Here is a 17,270-nt window from a genome sequence, read left to right as displayed (position 1 = left end):
TAGCTGGTCCGTCCAGAGTATAAACCTCTACTGGACTATAGCGTCCAAGTTTGCGAGGCTGGTGCCGTGACCATGACGCGCACAGGGAAGCGTGCGACCAAGGAGCAGCATGCAGCTGCTGAGTACTTGGGCTCGCTCGACGACTCACTCGCGCGGTGGGTGCAGTCGACTGGACCGATCGATGCCTACGACGCGCATCTGCCCGTTGCGATGGACAGTCCGCTCGAATGGTTCTCCTTCGCTGTCACCTCGCGGCAGCTCAGCAGGGCATCCAGCTTGGCGATCTACCATCGACTGGTCGCGCAATTCGGTGGCGCCATCACTGCAGAGCGTGTCGTCTCGACCGACGAGCAGACCCTGCGCGATGTCGGGTTGTCTCACCAGAAAGCCAGGACGATCCGTGCACTCGCCGAACGCGTGGATGACGGTCTGCTGGAGATGGACAAACTTGTGACCATGACAGATGCCGAAATCCACGCCAACCTCGTGGCTGTACCCGGTATCGGTCCGTCGTCCGCGCAACGGTTCATGCTGCATTACCTGCGCAGACCGGACATCTTCCCGGCCGGCGATCTTACTGTGCGCGAAGCGATCACCGCACTCGATCAACTGGACGGCCTGATCACGCCGAAGGCCGCGGAGCAGCGGGGTGAGCCGTGGCAACCGTATCGATCGTATGCCACGTCGTACCTGTGGGGCTTCGTGTGGGAGCTGCACCCTGTCGTTCCTGGTGGTACGTCGTAGTGCTGCGTCATTTCACCGGCGCTGATGACGACGAGGAAATTCCTGTGCCTCGCTGACTTGGTGCGCGTTGCCGAGTCGATCTGACGCAGGGCGCCCCTTAATGGACTTCATAGTCCATATCTAGAGTCCGGCCTATCATCGGGTTCCCGCGTGTGTCGCGTAGGTTGACACCAGCGTTAAGGCGGCCAGGGCGCAGCGCTCTGGCTACCCACGGGTGATCGGACGGGGGAGGAGCGTGCGCGACCGCACGAACATGAGGGGGACCCCTCCTTGCAGGGTGGCTGGCCGAGCCGCGCGCAACTCCACCTCTGGTTGTCCGGAGAGCTCAAGGGTTTGCCGTACTCCGGCCACTGCCGTGTCCTGGAGGCGATGTTCCCCGGGAGGTCGGCCCACGAGCTGTTCTCTACGAGCACCGTCGAGGTCCCCACGCCCCGGACGGAACCGGAGACAACCCGATGCGCCGGCATTGAGACCGCGATGGATGCCGTGCCCCAGATGGCCGACGTGACCGCTGTGTTCAGCAGTCGCTCGGCTTTCACCTCTGCGTTTCCGGCATCGACGTTGTTCGACAGCGCGAAGGAGATCAACGCGGCGGGCCTGTCGCTCAACGTGCTCTGCCAGAGCTATCCCGATCATCAGCTCAAGCGCCTTCTGGACACCGGCACCAAGATCCGGTGCCTCTTCCTCGATCCGCAGGGGAAGGCGATCCGAGCCCGTGAAGCGGAAGAGGGCTACACCGACAGCAGGCTGACGACTCTTACGGCGCTCAACATCACCATGTTGACCAGGCTGCGTGATCGACTCGACACCACCTCAGCACAGCGCCTCGAACTGCACGTCTACGACGAGACCATCCGGTTCAACCTGTTGATCGTCGATCGAGCCCTCTGCGTAGTGCAGCCGTGCCTACCGCAGGCCCGCGGAGTCGACTCGCCAACGAGCGGCGATCAGCGGTGAATCAGGGGGCTCACGGTCACTCGGCCTGCTTTGACCTGCACCCCCATCTTCTCGACTCAGCCCGGCAAGATTCCCGATGACAGTTCGGGTTCGATTCCCGTCACCCGCTCCAACTGTGAAAGCCGGATCAGGGTGGGCCCTCCCTCGCTTGATCGTTTCTGGGGCTGTTCTCGGTTCGAGGACGAAGACCGGCGGGGGTCTCCGCCGCCGAGGCCGGGAAGCATGTCCGCGACCGAACTCGTGATGAGCGGGTTCGATTTCCGCGCGCTGAAGGGGCTGGTCTGATCGTTACAGGTCAGGGCCGGGCATGGCTCGTTCAAGCTCGATCAGGGCTACAGCAGGGCCCTCGCCGAAGTCGTGGTCGTGTCTCCTGCCGGTCTCGGTGAAGCCGTTCTTGGTGTAGAAGCGGCGAGCCTGAGCTGAGTCCCGGAGCGTCCACAGATGCACGCGGTCATATCCGGCGTCCCGCAGCTGGTCCAGGGTGGCGGTCAGCAAGACCGCCGAGAGGCCGCTGCCCCAGACGTCCGGGTGGGCAAAGAAGGTGTGGATCTCCGCCAGGCCGAAGCGGGAAGAGGAGTCTCCGAAGCGGGCGAAGGCGCCGGGGCGACCGTCCAGGAGCGCGAGCAGGATCGTGTTGTTGCCCTCGTCCGGGATGGCGTGCCACTTGGTGCGTCGCTCCTGGATCCCGGCGGCGGCCACTTTGGGCGTGCACAACGGGCCGTGCGAGATGCCCCAGGAGGTCGCGTGGATCTCGCCGAGAACGTCCCCGTCGCCGGGTCTCGCCTCGCGAATCGTGACCATGCCGCGCATGGAGTAGACCCTATCTACTTGCCCTACCTGCCATTCGCCGCAGTCTGCCAGTGCGAACGAGTCATGCCTCGGGCCGGGGCGCTGCGGCTCCGGGGTGATCGCCGTGCTAGGGCCACCGCAAGATCACGAGTCATAGCTGGGGCACTGCTAATAGTTCTTGTGGGTATCAAGCGGCGGCGCGCCGCGCCGCCGTACCCCGGCTCCGCCCGTTCGCCGTCCGGGCGTGCGGCCGGGGGCCGGCCGTCGGTGAGCCGGTATGTGTCGGCCACGTCCCGGGCGAGGTAGGCGGGGCTCACCACGACGGCGTTGAGCACGTACGTCGCCAGCCGCATGCTGGTCACATCGGCAGCAGCCACCAGCGCCGGGAACGGCGCCACCATGCCGAGGTGGTCGGGCACCTGCAGGACGTCGTACCCCAAATCCTCGACCTCCCGGACTCGCGCACGCCAGGCCGATCGTGAAGAACCGACGCTGAGCAGACTGACCCCCGGGTGTGTCAAGCGTAGTGACGGCCGTGTACTGCTCGGTGGGAGGTGCTCGATCACCGAGTGCAGGCCGGGTGGTGGCGACCCGTGCGTCCCACCCGCCGGTGGCCCTGCGCGCCTGATGGCTCGTCGGGCTTCAAATCGCATTCAAGCCTCGCGCCGGGCGCGTCTAGCCATCGGCGTATCGGACTCGTCCCGCCAGCACGCTGAGCAGCAACACCGCGATGACGATGGATGCCAAGGCGAGGCGGAGCCCGATCGCGCCGCTCAAGGCGCCGATCATCGCCGGCGCAGCGATCGCGGCTCCCGGCATCTGACCGATCTCCACCATCGAGACCCCCTCGCTCGACGACAGACCCTCCTGGCTCCCGGCAAGCGTGTAGACGCTCGGATTCACGCAGGACATCCCGACCGCGAGCAGGACGAACCCGGTGACCGCCGCCACGGGACTGCTGATCACGAGACAGACACCGAATCCCGCCGCCGCGAACAGCGTGGACATCCGGACGACGCGGACAATGCCGAGGCGTGCCGTGGCTCGGTCCACGGCCAGCAACGCCACGGTGCCGGCGGTGGCGGCGGCGGTGTAGGACATCCCTCCGGCGACTGAGCCCGCACCCATGGTGTCGGACACATAGATGGCGTTCCAGAGGATCGCCGACTCGGACACGTACCCGGACAGGAACGCCATGGCGGTGATCGGGAGCATCCGGCGGTTGAACCTTTTCCGCAGCGACATCCGGAGCGTCCCGTTTCCCTTGCTGCTGTCCTCAGGCAGCCATCGAGCCACCGCCGCCAAGCACAGTGCAAGCGCTCCGCTTGTGACGGCGAACTGCATCCACGGCCGCACGTCCAGGGCTGCCGAGAACGTCCCGGCGACTCCGCCGATCAGCGTCCCCGCTCCGAAACAGGCATCGAAACCGCCCATGAGAGGCCTGCGGTAGCGGCGTTGGACTTCGAGCGCGAGTGCGCCCATGGGGATGTCCATGATGTGGGCGACCAAGGCCCACGTCGTCAGGCCGAGCACCACTGAGGGAAAGCTGGTCGACAAGGCCATCAAAGGCACGGTCAGAAGGACGAGGCCGGCTCCCGCAACGGCGAGCAGCCGGCTACGGACGCGCCCAGCCAGCAGGACGATCGCGCAGAGCCCGATGATGTTGCCGGCGCTCGGGATGGTGTTGGCCAATCCCCAGAGAGCGTCGTCCGCGCCCACCTGTCGGCGTACGTCGGGGACTCGGGCAGCCCATCCGCCGATGGGCATGCTCATGATCACATAAAGCAGGGCTACGGCTAGGCGTGCCTGCCGATTTCCGCGCTGTTCTCCAGTTCGTTGTAGGCTTCCTGAGGCGTCAATAAGACTGTCCTCGCCGGTGTCGCGTCGGCATGGTTCTGGCATGTGCGGGGAATATCCGTGGCCGGCACGGTCGCATTGGAAATGCTTGGGCACGTCGGCGGGATTACGTAAGAAACGCTACGAACGGACCATGGGTCCCGTCAATCCCCGCAGGCATCATTGTGGCGTGACCGATCGCCGGCCTTGATCCTGGACGGGCGGGCTACAGGCGGCACGGTCTTGCTTGGCACTTCGCCCAATAGATCATCCGACCGTACGAACGCAGCATGGTCGGATCAGGCGGCCCATCATGGATTCGTGACTCGATGAGTGGACCTTCTCCAGAGAGAAGAGCATCAAGCTCGAAAATCGCATCTGCGATGTCCTCGTCGAGTTCGCTGGTACGGCGCCGAACCCAGAAGCGCAATTCAATGCGATCCCTCTCCACGCGGACTGCCACGGCGATGACCTCAGGAGAAATGAGACCCAATAATGCCTGAACCGCATCCAGAACTATCGCGTTCTCTCGCTCGAGTTCCGCTGAACTGGTCATGGCGCGCTCCAGTTGGGTTGACCGGCGTGACCACAGCGTACGAGGTGCTCATGCCGGATCGTGGTCCGCAGCCTCAGCCCCGCAAGCCCATGCCACCGTGCTTGTCCGCCCGTCATTCACGGCGTTTCGGAGGCTGTCGGGGCGGTCATCACGAAGACGCCCGAAGCCTTGCCGATCCGTCCGGTGGCCAGGAGCGGGCCGCCGGGGACGGCCGACAGCGAGGTCAGTTCGCCTCCGGCCGGAACCCTGGTCCAGTGACCGTAGAGGTCGCGGTGGGCGAGGGCCGAATCGGAACCGTTGAGATCGGTGGAGCCGAGAAACCAGTGGCGGCCCCTGCCGTCAGGGACCGGCGGGACGCCACGGACCATGCGGCCGGCCGTCGCGGAGGTGTGCTCGCTACGCCAACCAGAGCCGGTCCGGTACAGCAGGAACGACGACATCCCGATCTCCCCGGTGATCCAGATGCCGGACGGATCGGCGTTGACGGCGGTCAGCCGGGGGACGAGCGGGCCGGGCGGGACCTCGTCGGACGGAGGCGGCGCCTTCGGGAGCACCCGGGTCACGTCGTCTCGGGTCCAGACCCCGCCGTCGAAATGGTGCACGCACCGGGTGATGCCGTCGAGGGCCCAGATGTCGGAGGCGGAGCGGGCGCTGACCCGGAAGGGGCAGAAGGACAGGCTCTGTTCCGTCCACGTGGCGCCGTCGTAGTGCCAGGCCTTGTAGCGGCCGAAGATCCACACGTCGTCGTCAGCGGTGACCGCGAGGATCCCGCCCGCACCGTGCGGCTTATGAACGATCGTCCAGGCGCTTCCGTCCCAACGCAGGAGGTAGCTGCTGTCCTGATCACTGGCCGATGCCCACACGTTGGAAGGAGCAGACGCGGCAACCGAGCCGAGGCTGCCGACGCCAACCGGGAAGTCGCTTTTCTCCCACCGCTCGCCGTCCCAGTGAAAAGCTGTGATGCGGTGTGGGCCGTCGACGACGGGGAGCCAGGCGGCGATGCCGAGGATGTCCCAGCCGAAGGCCCAGGCATCGTTCTCACCGGTGGCGATGACCTTTCCGTAGGTGACGGACGACTGGCGGGCCACCAGTTTCCAGCGGTCGTTGCCGGCCGCGCGGACGGCCCGCCACAGCCGGAGGCCGGCGATGGCTGCGGCCGCGGCGGCGGCTGCCCACACGAACCACAGGCCGGTGGCGGCCAACTTCGACAACATGATCGAAGCCTAGGAAGGCCACCAGAACGGCGCATGAGTATGCGTACTCAGGCGGATGCTGGTGAGTCGGCGCGGCGGCGGCGACCCGTACGCCGGAGCCGAGCGCCCATGGGTCCCGAACGAAGATCAGGCACCGGGCACGGAGACGATGCGCTTGCCGGGCTGCTCGGACTCCGTTCCTGCTATCGCGGGGACAGAACGCAGAACTCGTGGCCGTCGGGATCGGCCATGACCACCCAGCTGACGTCGCCCTGGCCGATGTCGATGCGCGTCGCCCCCAGGGAGACGAGACGCTCGACCTCCGCCTGCTGATCACCGCCGGCGGGTGGAGCGAGATCGAAATGCAGCCGGTACTTCCCGGTCTTCGGCATCAGTGGCGGACCGCCCCAGGTGACCTTGGGGCCGCCGTGTGGCGAGCGAATCGCGGTCTCTTGGTTCTGATCCCACACCAACGGCCAGCCCAGCGCTTCGCTCCAGAAGTACCCGACCTCCTGCGAACCGTCGCACGCGAGCGCTCCGATGAATCCGCAGTCGGCGAGGAAGTTGTTGCCCGGCTCGATGACGCAGAACTCGTTGCCTTCAGGGTCTGCGAGCACGACATGACCCTCCTCCGGGCGTTGACCGATGTCGATGTGCCGGGCACCGAGCCCGAGCGCCCTCGCCACCGTCTGCTGCTGGTCATCGAGGGACGTGCTCGTCAGATCGAAGTGCATCTGGTTCTGGCCGGTCTTCTGCTCCTGGGTCGGAAGGAATCGGATCCGGAACCCGGTGTCATCGCTCGGCAGGAGCGCGACGCCGTCCTGGGGGTCGTCGGCCGTCTCCCAGCCCAGGACGCCGGCCCAGAAGCGCGCGAGACGTGGCGGGTCGTGCGCATCGAAGCAGAGCGCTTGGAGCTGACAAGTCATTCCGCTCCGCACCTCCGATCTGCTGATTCAAAGCCGCGGACAGGCACCGTGCCCATGGAGAAAGATAACGGCAGGCGCCCGGGGCCGGGCAGGTGTCCTGAAGGCCGGCGGCGCAGGCCCGGCGGCAGCCGGAACGTGGTGCATCCCCGAGCCCCGCTCTGTGCATTACGCCAGTAAACATCCCTGGCACACTCTCCCCTCGTGGGAGTTCTGTATGACTACTTCAGCGCAGCCACGGACGAGGAGGCTGCCGCCGTTGTCGACTGGGTCGGCGGGCCGGCGTTTCCGCCACCGGGCGCAGAGCAGAAGGACAACATCGATCTCAAGGGCATCGACCCGTCCGTGATGCTGGGCAAGCTGGAAGCATTGCTGGTCGGCCAGTCCTATGACGAAATCGCTGAGCGCCAGGGTGTTTTTGCTGTGAGGTTCGAGGAGTCCGGGGAGAAGGGCGTGGTCACCATCGCCGACGAGTTCACCGCGGTTCTCGCGGCAGCTACCGATGAGCGGCTCATTGCCGTGGCTGAGCCTTGGTCACAGATGGAAGAGTTCCGTGGTTTGGCCGATCCCCGCCTTCTCCACCAACCACTTCATGACTTGCGCGACCTGGCAGCGCGGACCAGGCGGCGGGGGCACCGTCTCTATTGCTGGATGTCCATCTGACCACGGGGGAGCGGACGGCGGGCCGATCCTGGGGGATAGCATCCCAATCGTGGCGGACTGGGGGCTTCGGGCGGCTTCGGTGGCGGATGTTGAGGCGGTGGCCGAGTTGCGCGCCGTGGTACTGAGGTCGGATCTTGAGCGGCTCGGGCGGTACGACGAGCAGCGGGTGCGGCAGCGGCTGCGGGACGGGTTCGCGCCGGAGCACACGTGGATGATCGAGGTGGATGGCGCCTTGGCCGGGTGTGTGGCGCTGCGGCCGGCGGAGCACGCCTGTTGGCTGGAGCATTTCTATCTGGAGCCGTCCTGGCAGGGCAGGGGGATCGGTTCTGCCGTGCTGAGCAGGTTGTTGGAAGGGTGCGACCGCGAGGACGCCGTGGTTCGGCTGAACGTGTTGCAGGGCAGTTCGGCGCGCCGGTTGTACGAGCGGTATGGATTCACGGTGGAGACCGAGGACGAGGTGGACGTATTCATGGTGCGCCGGCCGTCTTCGTAGGGCGGGCGGGTCAGCTTGGCGTGAAGCGGGCCCGGTGCGGTTCCCTCGTCGATTCATGAATCTCCGCCAGGCGGCAGGCTCCTGGTCCGTGCTCGGGCTGCGCACAAATGTCCCGTGATGAGCGGTTGCTTTGTCATCGGCCAGGACATCCGTGCTGATGGCGAAGGCGTGACGTTGGCTCTGATCGGTATTGGTTTCATGATCGCCTCGCACTGAAGGTGATTCCGCCACGTTCTGTCGGTGGCGGGTTCTAGGGTGCCGTCGGCGGGATGTCGTGGTCGAGAGGGGTGCCGATGGGGGTCAAGGCCTGGATGCTGATGTACGCGGAGGGCGACCCTCGGCCGATCCTGGCGGCTGCGCCGCCGCTTGATCGGGAGGCGACCGGTGCGCTCGTCCGGCGGCTGCATCCTGGGCGGCGGATCAGTGAGACAGGGGACGGCACCTTGCTCCATCAGGCCTCGCCCGAACAAGGCCGGGTGTACGCGGCGTGCCTGCCCGGCCTCGCCATCGTGTGCACCGAGGAAGCGTTCCTCGTGGAGCCGTCCGGACTTGACCGGCGTTTCCTGAACGAGGCCGCGGGCCGGACGACCTACCTGGTCGCGACGCACAGCGGGGGTGACTGGTTCGCGTACGCGATCTGGGACGGCGACGGTGGTTTGCGGCGCTCGTTCAGCGCCTCCGGCAGTGACGGGGTGTCCGAACTCGTCGGCGAACCGCTGCCCTTCGAGGCTCCGTACCTGGATGCCGACGGTGAGCCCGACCCGTACGAGGCGACGAGCCTCGGGGACGATGCGATGCGTGAGCTGTTCGGCGTCACCTTCGGCGACGTCGCGTTGGAGAAGATCTCACTTGCGGGGTTCGAGGTGACCTAGGAGCTCCGCCGCGTTGGCGATCTCGCTGCCTATGGCGTACCGAGCAGGCCGAGTTGGCGCATCTGCGCGGCGACGTCGACGACGCCCCAGACCTCGGCGAGGCGGCCGTCCGCGAAGCGGACGATGAAGATCTCGCTGTACGTGATCGACTTGCCGGTTGGCGGGAGGCCCATGTAGTCGCCCAGGTGGGTCCCCGTGACCGTGTTGCGGCACACGATTTTGTCCCCCTCGGTGATCACATCTTCGACCGTGACGTGAATGTCGGGGAACGCGCGCAGGAGCATCGTCCATACCTGCTTGAGGGCCTGTGCTCCGCTTGCGCCGGCCGGCACCGGCGCGTGGAAGATCAGGTTCGGGTCGGCGACCTCGTCGATCGTCTTCGCGATGAGCTCAGCGTCGCCGCTGTTCGTCGCGTCATGCAGGCGGCTCAACGCCGCTCTGTCGCGGGCTGTCGGCATGGTTCGTCCTCCTCGAAGCTCCTGATCCCTGGATCCCGTACACCGGACGACAGAGCCGGCCGATTTGTGACATCGAGGGGCCCTATCACAAATCGCCGAGGAGAAGACTGCGGGCGCGCCTTCGCCGTGGGGAGAGGGTGACGATCGCCTCGTGGCGTGGGGCTGCTTCGGCCCGAGTCGTTGACCGGCTGACACGTGAGGCCGCTCACACCCCCTCACATTCGAGCCCGCCACATCGTCTTGAAGGGCATGACGAATTCGGAACAGACCTCGGTGCTGATCACCGGAGGAAACAAGGGGCTCGGTTTCGAGGCGGCCCGGCGGCTCGGGGAAATGGGCTGGACGGTCTTTCTCGGCTCGCGCGACGAAGGCCGGGGACGCGCGGCTGCCGAGAAACTGACCGCCGATGGCGTCAACGTGGTGACGGTCCCGCTGGACGTGACCTCGGACAAGTCGGTGACCGACGCCGTACGGCTCGTTCAGGAGCACACCGATCGACTCGATGCGCTCATCAACAACGCCGGCGCGCCGGGAAAGGGTGTTGCGCCGGCGGCGGCGACGGCCGACGAAATTCACTCCGTCTACGACACCAACGTGTACGGGCCGATCAGGGTCACGCATGCGTTCCTGCCCCTGCTGCAGGCGGCGGACCATCCGCGGGTGGTCATGGTGTCCAGCGCAGGCGGTTCGTTCACGGTCGTGACCGATCCCGAGCAGCCCTTCTCGCAATTCCACGAGCTCGCCTACAGCTCGTCGAAAGCGGCGCTCAACATGATCACCGTCCGGTACGCCCAGGCGCTGCCGAAAATCAAATTCAACATCGCCACTCCCGGAGAAGTCGCGAATCGCAAATTCGCCGCGACCGACATGAACAATCACACCGGCGAGCTGACGGTCACCGAGGGCACCGATTCGATCGTCAGGCTCGCGACGATCGACGCGGACGGGCCGACCGGGATCTTCATCGATCGTCTCGGCCCCGTCGCGTGGTGAGCCGAGCCTGATCAGGGCAGTCGACCTGCGCGACGGTGCGCGTCCGGGATGACCGATGCAGTGCCGGCCGGGAGTGACCAGGCGCAGCGTGCCGGTGATTCCTCCGGTGCGAACGTCGCGCTCCAGCGCGTGCTTTTCAGGCCAGTTCGAGGACGGGCGGTTCCGTCGCGCGATGCCGCGTGGATGCGGGCCCCCAACTCGTCGGACTGCATGATGCTGTGTCGCCTGTTGTGTGATCCCCGGCAACGGGCATGATCTGTGCGGATGGTCGGAGGCGCGGCGAGGCGGCGTTTCGGTGCGGGCTACAGTGCCGCTCAGCGCTTGGCATCGCGCCTGCGTACTGCAGAAACACCGTTGATTGTCGGGGGACGAACGATGACTGACGACGCATTGGGGCGTCTCGCACTGGCCCGTACGGCGCAGAGCCGCGTGGAGGAGCTCGCGACCGGCGCGCAGGCCCTGGCCCTGCTGACCTTGGTGCACGAGCGGGGATGGACAGGCTTTCTCGCGGAGCCGCGCGGCCTGGACCAGTTGGCCGCCTTTTCCCGCCTGCCGGTCGACAGGGTCGCGAACGTGGTAGGCGCTCTGGAAGCCCTGGGCTTCGTCGAGCAGCACGACGGACAGGTCCGGCTGAGCCCGGCCTACGCGGAGTTGTCGGCCGACGATGCCATGACGGACCTCGGCAACGTGCTCGACAGGGCGGAGCTGATGATCCGGCTGGTGCGTGAGGCGGCCGAGGATGAGGGTGACGTGAGGCTCGGCGACGCCGAAGCGCTGACCATCGCCAAGGTGGTCGGCGGGCGGCCCACGCCGGTCACCCAGGCGGTCTTCCAGCATCTGTACGCCGAAGTCCCGGAGTACGCCGACGCGGTCCGCGATGGCCGGCTGCTCGACGTCGGTTGCGGGGTGGCCGGCGCGACGCTGGCCTCGGCCTCGATGTTCCCGAATATGCGGGCGGTGGCGATCGAGCTCGTGCCCGCAGTCGCGGCCGAGGCGGAGAACCGCGCCAAGAACCTCGGGGTGGCGGACCGCGTGGAGGTGCGCTGCATGGACGCGCGGGATTTCGACGAGCGGGACGCCTTCGACGCCTGCTTCTGGGCTCAGCCGTTCTTCCCGGAGCCTTTCCGGGCCGGGACGCTGCGCATGATCTGGGGAGCTCTGAAGCCGGGAGCGCTGCTGATGATCCAGGAAATGGAGAGCGAGCCGCAGGACGAAGCCCAGCGGGTCCCCTTCGCTCTGCGCCGCCTGGTCTACGAGGGGCAACGGGTGCCGTTCGCCCCGACCGCCGAGCAGCTGGTCGCCGAGGCTGAGGCCGCCGGTCTGGTGCCGCACCGTATGGTCCCCACCAATTTCGGGCGGATCGTGCTCATGCGCCGGCCGGAGGAGGGCTGACCCAGAGCGTGATCGGACGGACCGGACGACGGCCTTATTAGGCCGGCACGCCGAGCAGCAGCCACCCTCAGTCGAGGCAGAACTCGTTGCCCTCGGGGTCGGTCATCACGATGAAGCCGGCGCTCATCGGCGGAGCGGGTTCGTGGCGGCGTACCCGCGTCGCTCCCAGCGCGACGAGCCGGTCGCACTCGGCCTCCAGCGCCGCCATCCGCTCCGCTCCCTCCAGCCCGGGAGCCGCGCGGACGTCGAGGTGGACGCGGTTCTTGGCGGTTTTGTCCTCCGGCACCTGCTGGAAGAACAGCCGCGGGCCGTGCCCGTCCGGGTCCTCGACGGCCGAGGCCGTGTTGCGCCGGTCCTCCGGCACGCCCGCCCGCGCGAGGAAGTCGTCCCACGCGGCCAGCGGGTCGGCGCCCTCGGGCAGGTCGACGCCGGGCGGGCCGGGGTGGACGTAGCCGAGCACGTCGCGCCAGAAGGACGACAGCGCCCGAGGGTCGTGGGCGTCGAAGGTGACCTGGATGTGGCGGCTCATCGGGCGCTCCCGTTCGTGTGCAGGTAGAGGTCGCGCAGCAGGCAGACCTCGGACAGGTGGTGGATCAGCTCGCGGTGGATGTGCAGCACCAGGTCGGCCATGGGCGCCTCGGGGTACGGCTCCTTCTCGCCGACCGGGACCCGGAGCCCGGCCTCGCCGAGGTCACGCACCCCGGCCAGCCAGGCGTCGAGCTGGGTCTCGAGCTGGTCGAGCGCGCCGGCCGCGGTGCCGGCGTACTCCCAGGTCTCGTACGACGCCGGCGGCGCGCCGAAGTGCGCCGCGTTGCGCGCGGCGAGCACGCCGACGATGACGTGACCGAGTCGCCAAGCGATCGTGGTGAAGGGCGTGGGGACCGGCTCGGGGAAGGCGTAGTCGATCGTGAAGTCACCGGAGCCGGCCTGCATGGGTGCCGTCGAGCTGCCGCGCGGCCACACGTTCCAGGAGTCCGGCACCGGCGACCAGAAGTACTCGTCGTCGGTGAGGCCGTCGAGCCGGGGCCGGAGCTGATGGTTCCAGTGGAACTGGATCTGCTCACGCAGCGTCCGGTTCCAGTCGAGTTCGTCTGCGTTCATGGAGGCACTCTGGCACTCCTGGCGGACAGGATCGGTCCGCTATCGTCTGGCAGGCTGGAGTGTCATGAACGGTGTGGAGCGCGGTACGACGGAGCGGGTGCTCACCCTGCTGGGGCTGCTGCAGCAGCGCCAGGTCTGGACCGGTCCCGACCTCGCCGACCGGCTGGGGGTCACGCCGCGCACCGTACGGCGTGATGTCGAGCGGCTGCGTGCGCTCGGCTATCCGGTGCACGCCACCCAGGGTGTCGGAGGCGGCTACCAGCTCGGCCCCGGGCACGACCTGCCGCCGCTGCTCCTCGACGACGAGGAGGCGATCGCCACCGTGGTCTCGCTGCTGGCCGGCGCGAGCGGCGCGGTGGCCGGCGACGCCGCGCTGCGGGCGCTGACCAAGCTCGACCGGGTGCTGCCCACCCGGCTGCGGCACGAGGTGCGGGCGCTCTCCGGCTCGGTGGACTCCTTCGGCGCAGGGCGTACGCCGGTCGACCCCGAGGTGCTCATGACGCTGGCCAGAGCCTGCCGCGACGAGGTCGAGGCCGGTTTCGACTACCCCTCAGGGAACGAGGTGCGACGGCGGCGGGTCGAGCCGTACCGACTGGTCACCTCCGACCGGCGCTGGTACCTGCTCGCCTACGACCTCGACCGCGACGACTGGCGCAGTTTCCGCGTCGACCGGATGACCGATGTGTCGGCGCGGACCTGGCGTTTCCGCCCGCGCCCGGCGCCCGACGCGGCGACGTACGTGCAGGAGGGCGTGGCGAGCCGGGTCTACCCGCACCAGGCGCGTTTCCTCGTGCACGCGCCGGCCGAGACGGTGCGCGCGCAGGTTTCGGCGTCGGCCGCCGTCGTACGGCCGCGGGGCAGCGAGCGCTGCGAGGTGCTCAGCGGCGGCGCGAATCTCGACTTCGTGCTCATGCACGTGCTCGTGCTGGGGCACGACTTCGAGGTGCTCGACCCTCCGGAGCTCGGGACACGCTGCCGCTTGCTGGCCGAGAGGCTGCTGTCGGCCTCAGTCGGCGGTGAATGACCTGCTGATCTGCCTGGTGCTCTGCTTGGCGCGCTCGCCCAGTTCGGCGCCGCCGTCGGCCGGGCGGCGGTGCGGGGGAGGAACACGCTCAGGGAGGCGACCGGCGTGCGGCCGGAGAAGATCGGCACGGCCACGGAGAAGATGTCGTCGCGCAGCTCGCGGTCGGCCACGGCGTAACCGCGCGTCCGCACGACCTCCAGCTCGGCCTCGAGCGCGTCGCGGTCGGTGATCGTCGCCTCCGTGTACTCGGGGAGAAGAGATCTTCGGCCCCGTGCTGAGCATCCTCGGCTACGACGACGACGCCCTGCGCATCGAGGCCGCCACCGACTACGGCCTGGCCGGAGCCGTGTGGAGCGCGTCGAAGTATCGTGCGGTGGCCTTCGCCAGGAACATGCGGACCGGACAGGTCGACATCAACGGCGGCCGGTTCAACTCGCTGGCGCCGTTCGGGGGCTACAAGCAGTCCGGGAACGGCCGCGAGTGGCCCACCTCTGCGAGCACGCCGCCGACCGCAGCACGCGGCCACACGGCTCGGACGCCGACGGGACCGACCTGTTCCCCGGGTTGTCCACCGGGGCGTTCGCCCAGGAGACCGTGCTGCCCGCCGCCGCCACCCGGCTCGTGCCGGACGGCCTGTCTTCAGCCAGGCCGCCGTACAAGGGGCACGGCCGGCGGGAGCCGGCTCCATCATCGCTGTCGACCGGGAGGCGGGCACGTTCGACCTCGCCCGCTCCCTGGGGGCGATCGAGACGCTCGAGGCGGGGCCCGACGTGCGCAAGCGGGTGCGCGCGCTCACCGGCGGCCGGGGCGCCGACCACGCCCTCGACTGCGTCGGGCTGGCGGCGACCATCCGGGACGCCTACGGCATGACCCGCCGCGGCGGCCGGGTGACGATCGTGGGCATCGGGGGCAAGGACCAGAAGGTGGAGTTCTCGGCGCTGGAGTTGTTCCATTTCGCGCGTACGATCACCGGCTGCGTGGCCGGCTCGCTCGATCCCGACCGGGACCTGCCCCGCCTGTACGAGCACGCCGTCGACGGCACTGTGGACCTGGCGTCGCTCATCAGCCGGGAGACGGACCTGCACGGCATCGACGCGGCGTTCGACGACATGGCGGCAGGTCGGGTCGCGCGCGTGCTCGTCCGCCCCGACGCGTGACCGGAGGGACAGCAGACATGGTCATGGTCCGAACGCCTGACGGCATCGAGCTCTACGCGGAGGAACACGGCACCGGCGCGGCCGTGCTGTTCATCCACGAGTTCGCCGGCGACCACCGTAGCTGGACGCCGCAGGTCAGCGCCCTGTCCCGGCGGTACCGCTGCATCACGTACAACGCCCGCGGCTACCCTCCGTCCGATGTGCCGGAGGATCCGGCCGACTACAGCCAGCGGCACGCCGTCGCGGACGCGATCGCTGTGCTCGACGCGCTGGAGGTCGAGCGGGCCTACGTGGCGGGGCTCTCGATGGGCGGGTTCTGCGCGCTGCACCTGGGGCTGGACCACCCGGAGCGCGTACGTTCCATGGTGGTGGCGGCCTGCGGATGGGGCCCGCTTCCCGATCGGCGCGGCGAGTTCCGCGCGGAATGCGAGCACCTCGCGCAGTCGCTGCGCGGCGAGGGCATGGCGGCGGTGGCCGAACGTCACGCGCGCGGGCCCACTCGCGTGCAGCTGGCGAACAAGGACCCGCTTTGCTGGCGCGAATTCGCCGGCCACCGGGCGGAGCACTCCGCGACCGGCTCGGCGAACACCCGGCTGAGCGTGCGACGCGAGCGCCCGCCGCTCTACGAGCTCGCCGACAGACTGGCCGGGGTCGACATCCCCGCCCTGATCATCGGGGCGACGAGGACGAGGGCTGCCTGGAGCCGGACCTCATGCTGAAGCGCACCATGCCGAGCGCGGGCCTGCTGGTGCTGCCCAAGACCGGGCGCACCGTCAACCTGGAGGAGCCGGACACGTTCAACCGGGCCGTCCTCGACTTCCTCGCCGCCGTCGAGCTCGACCGGTGGGACAGACGCGACCCGCGGGCGCGCGGGCTCAGCTCCACCGGGCTCGAACGATGACCCCTCACCTGCGGCTGGACACCCGCGGGCCGATCGCCACGCTGACGATCGACCGGCCGGCCAAACGCAACGCCATGAACGTGGAGATGTGGTCGGCGCTCCCCTCCCTGGTCCGGGAGGTGGCCGCCGACGACGGTGTCCGCGTGCTCGTCGTACGCGGAAACGAGCACTTCTCCGCGGGCGCGGACATCGGCGAGTTCGAGACGCACCGGCGCGGAGCGGCGGCGGCGCGCCGCTACAGCGAGATCGTGCACACCGCAGAACGCGCGCTCGCCACCCTGCGCAAGCCCACGATCGCCGCCGTGGCCGGGTTCTGCCTGGGGGGCGGCTGCGAGCTGGCGCTCGCCTGCGACCTGCGCGTCGCCTCGGAAGACGCCCGATTCGGGATCACTCCGGCCAAACTCGGCATCGTCTACAGCCTGACGTCCACCAAACAGCTGGTCGACGCCGTCGGGCCGGCGTGGGCCCGGCAGATCCTCTACACCGGCGACCACCTCGACGCGGCCACGGCGTTGCGGATCGGCCTGGTCAACGAGGTGCACCCGGCGGAGCGGCTGCTCGCGCGGGCGTACGAGCTGGCGGAGATCACCGCGAGCCGGGCCCAGGTGTCGGTGCGCGGCAGCAAAGAGATCATCGACCGCATCCTGAACGGTCAGCACGCGGACGACGACGCGGTCCTGGCACTGTACGACGCCTCCTACGCCAGCCCCGAATACGCCGAAGGCGTCGAGGCCTTCCTCGAGAAACGGCCGCCCCGTTTCCTGTGATCGTTCGTCTTTCCACGGCGGGCGGCGGCTCGGCGCGGGTCGCCGCCTCGTCAGTGGGTTCTTTGTCGGTGGCTTCTGCGACTATCGGCGCGTGATCGATCACTATCGCCGGCTCTTCCAGCAGCAGCAGTGGTTCGAGGACGCGCTCTGCTGGATCGTCGTGCGGCCACTCGACGAAGAGACCACAGCGGACGATCTCCTGTGGCGGCTCAACGGCGGCCGTGACCCCGAAGAGCGGGTCATGACGTACCCCCGGGAGGAGGCCTTCGAGGAAGAGCAGCCCGTGTTCTTCGTCTACGAGGGCGAAGGGGCCTACGGTTTCCTGGTGCTTTCCAGCGGTGGTTGCGAATCACCTGGTAGAGGCCTGTGTGATCCATGTTCTCATGGCCTCGGCCGGAGTGCGGTCGCCAAGGACGAGGCGAGGGCGGTGGTTGAGTTCCCGGGCGATCTG

General features: G+C 68.2%; 21 protein-coding genes and 3 pseudogenes. 14 read left to right on the top strand and 10 right to left on the bottom strand.

Translation table 11 applies throughout. The annotated features are described in order from the left end of the window. The first annotated feature begins 72 nt into the window (after nt 1-72). Both E1286_RS08985 and E1286_RS08980 read left to right on the top strand, forming a co-directional pair. Entirely contained in the window at nt 73-744 is a 672-nt protein-coding gene (locus tag E1286_RS08985; RefSeq protein WP_246074619.1) for a DNA-3-methyladenine glycosylase family protein, read from the top strand. A 477-nt stretch (nt 745-1,221) separates the two neighbouring features. Further along, nucleotides 1,222-1,701 carry a DUF5919 domain-containing protein gene (locus E1286_RS08980; protein WP_132610619.1) on the top strand — a complete coding sequence of 160 codons (480 nt, stop codon included), beginning with the start codon at nt 1,222-1,224 and terminating at the stop codon, nt 1,699-1,701. A 288-nt stretch (nt 1,702-1,989) separates the two neighbouring features. On the opposite strand, the gene E1286_RS08975 is transcribed toward E1286_RS08980, so the two are convergent. The 6 genes from E1286_RS08975 to E1286_RS08950 all read right to left on the bottom strand — a co-directional run bounded on the left by E1286_RS08975 (nt 1,990) and on the right by E1286_RS08950 (nt 7,001). Then, nucleotides 1,990-2,511 (bottom strand): GNAT family N-acetyltransferase, encoded by a 522-nt coding sequence (locus E1286_RS08975; RefSeq protein WP_223189733.1) that lies wholly within the window; start codon nt 2,509-2,511, stop codon nt 1,990-1,992. A 23-nt stretch (nt 2,512-2,534) separates the two neighbouring features. After that, nucleotides 2,535-3,143, bottom strand: a complete 609-nt coding sequence (locus E1286_RS51695) for an LLM class flavin-dependent oxidoreductase (protein ID WP_132610617.1) — start codon at nt 3,141-3,143, stop codon at nt 2,535-2,537. Nucleotides 3,144-3,165: 22 nt separating this feature from the next. Then, nucleotides 3,166-4,392, bottom strand: coding sequence for an MFS transporter (locus E1286_RS08965; protein WP_342776177.1), 1,227 nt, complete (start codon nt 4,390-4,392; stop codon nt 3,166-3,168). A gap of 160 nt (nt 4,393-4,552) precedes the next feature. Then, nucleotides 4,553-4,882 (bottom strand): MafI2 family immunity protein, encoded by a 330-nt coding sequence (locus E1286_RS08960; RefSeq protein ID WP_132610613.1) that lies wholly within the window; start codon nt 4,880-4,882, stop codon nt 4,553-4,555. A gap of 116 nt (nt 4,883-4,998) precedes the next feature. After that, nucleotides 4,999-6,096 (bottom strand): hypothetical protein, encoded by a 1,098-nt coding sequence (locus E1286_RS08955; protein WP_132610611.1) that lies wholly within the window; start codon nt 6,094-6,096, stop codon nt 4,999-5,001. A 182-nt stretch (nt 6,097-6,278) separates the two neighbouring features. Further along, nucleotides 6,279-7,001 (bottom strand): VOC family protein, encoded by a 723-nt coding sequence (locus E1286_RS08950; protein ID WP_132610609.1) that lies wholly within the window; start codon nt 6,999-7,001, stop codon nt 6,279-6,281. Between the two features lie 201 nt (nt 7,002-7,202). On the opposite strand from E1286_RS08950, the gene E1286_RS08945 reads away from it, so the two are divergent. The 3 genes from E1286_RS08945 to E1286_RS08935 all read left to right on the top strand — a co-directional run bounded on the left by E1286_RS08945 (nt 7,203) and on the right by E1286_RS08935 (nt 9,026). Further along, a complete protein-coding gene (locus tag E1286_RS08945) occupies nt 7,203-7,661 on the top strand; it encodes a hypothetical protein (protein ID WP_132610607.1) in 459 nt (152 codons plus the stop codon). A gap of 49 nt (nt 7,662-7,710) precedes the next feature. Beyond that, a complete protein-coding gene (locus E1286_RS08940; RefSeq protein WP_132610605.1) occupies nt 7,711-8,154 on the top strand; it encodes a GNAT family N-acetyltransferase in 444 nt (147 codons plus the stop codon). 293 nt (nt 8,155-8,447) lie between these two features. Beyond that, nucleotides 8,448-9,026: a DUF6928 family protein gene (locus E1286_RS08935; protein WP_132610603.1), complete on the top strand. Its 579-nt coding sequence runs from the start codon at nt 8,448-8,450 to the stop codon at nt 9,024-9,026. Between the two features lie 29 nt (nt 9,027-9,055). On the opposite strand, the gene E1286_RS08930 is transcribed toward E1286_RS08935, so the two are convergent. Further along, nucleotides 9,056-9,484, bottom strand: coding sequence for an ester cyclase (locus tag E1286_RS08930; protein ID WP_132610601.1), 429 nt, complete (start codon nt 9,482-9,484; stop codon nt 9,056-9,058). A gap of 249 nt (nt 9,485-9,733) precedes the next feature. Here E1286_RS08930 and E1286_RS08925 point away from each other — a divergent pair, with 249 nt between their 5' ends. Together E1286_RS08925 and E1286_RS08920 are read left to right on the top strand one after the other, a co-directional pair. Continuing rightward, on the top strand, nt 9,734-10,477 hold the full coding sequence (locus E1286_RS08925; RefSeq protein WP_132610599.1) for an SDR family oxidoreductase: 744 nt from the start codon (nt 9,734-9,736) through the stop codon (nt 10,475-10,477). A gap of 429 nt (nt 10,478-10,906) precedes the next feature. After that, the gene (locus E1286_RS08920; protein WP_223189731.1) at nt 10,907-11,869 is read left to right on the top strand and encodes an SAM-dependent methyltransferase; all 963 of its coding nucleotides are present in this window, start codon (nt 10,907-10,909) and stop codon (nt 11,867-11,869) included. A gap of 67 nt (nt 11,870-11,936) precedes the next feature. Here E1286_RS08920 and E1286_RS08915 read toward each other — a convergent pair whose 3' ends face one another. Continuing rightward, entirely contained in the window at nt 11,937-12,398 is a 462-nt protein-coding gene (locus tag E1286_RS08915) for a VOC family protein (RefSeq protein WP_132610595.1), read from the bottom strand. After that, the gene (locus E1286_RS08910) at nt 12,395-12,970 is read right to left on the bottom strand and encodes a DinB family protein (RefSeq protein ID WP_132610593.1); all 576 of its coding nucleotides are present in this window, start codon (nt 12,968-12,970) and stop codon (nt 12,395-12,397) included. Before E1286_RS08910 ends, E1286_RS08915 begins: the two co-directional genes overlap by 4 nt. A gap of 64 nt (nt 12,971-13,034) precedes the next feature. Between E1286_RS08910 and E1286_RS08905 the strand changes: the two genes are divergently transcribed. Beyond that, complete coding sequence (locus E1286_RS08905; protein ID WP_132610591.1) at nt 13,035-13,994, top strand: helix-turn-helix transcriptional regulator; 960 nt, start codon at nt 13,035-13,037, stop codon at nt 13,992-13,994. A gap of 86 nt (nt 13,995-14,080) precedes the next feature. On the opposite strand, the pseudogene E1286_RS51950 reads toward E1286_RS08905, so the two are convergent. Further along, nucleotides 14,081-14,230, bottom strand: a pseudogene (locus E1286_RS51950) (IclR family transcriptional regulator domain-containing protein); the annotation flags it as partial. Between the two features lie 17 nt (nt 14,231-14,247). Between E1286_RS51950 and E1286_RS08895 the strand changes: the two are divergent. The 6 genes and pseudogenes from E1286_RS08895 to E1286_RS08875 all read left to right on the top strand — a co-directional run. Further along, nucleotides 14,248-14,475 (top strand): annotated as a pseudogene (locus E1286_RS08895) (aldehyde dehydrogenase family protein); the annotation flags it as partial. After that, nucleotides 14,363-15,151: a zinc-binding dehydrogenase gene (locus tag E1286_RS50010; protein ID WP_246074609.1), complete on the top strand. Its 789-nt coding sequence runs from the start codon at nt 14,363-14,365 to the stop codon at nt 15,149-15,151. The pseudogene E1286_RS08895 and the gene E1286_RS50010, both read left to right, overlap by 113 nt. 17 nt (nt 15,152-15,168) lie before the next feature. Continuing rightward, entirely contained in the window at nt 15,169-15,870 is a 702-nt protein-coding gene (locus E1286_RS08885; RefSeq protein ID WP_223189730.1) for an alpha/beta fold hydrolase, read from the top strand. Further along, nucleotides 15,864-16,052, top strand: coding sequence for an alpha/beta fold hydrolase (locus E1286_RS49110; RefSeq protein ID WP_223189729.1), 189 nt, complete (start codon nt 15,864-15,866; stop codon nt 16,050-16,052). Before E1286_RS08885 ends, E1286_RS49110 begins: the two co-directional genes overlap by 7 nt. After that, nucleotides 16,049-16,819, top strand: coding sequence for an enoyl-CoA hydratase/isomerase family protein (locus tag E1286_RS08880; RefSeq protein WP_132610587.1), 771 nt, complete (start codon nt 16,049-16,051; stop codon nt 16,817-16,819). The genes E1286_RS49110 and E1286_RS08880 overlap by 4 nt, the downstream gene beginning before the upstream one ends. Before the next feature lie 91 nt (nt 16,820-16,910). Further along, a pseudogene (locus E1286_RS08875) lies at nt 16,911-17,270 on the top strand (hypothetical protein); the annotation flags it as partial.

The organism is Nonomuraea terrae, assembly GCF_004348995.1.
Classification (GTDB): Bacteria; Actinomycetota; Actinomycetes; order Streptosporangiales; family Streptosporangiaceae; genus Nonomuraea; species Nonomuraea terrae.
This window is presented reverse-complemented; position numbering and strand designations above follow the sequence as displayed.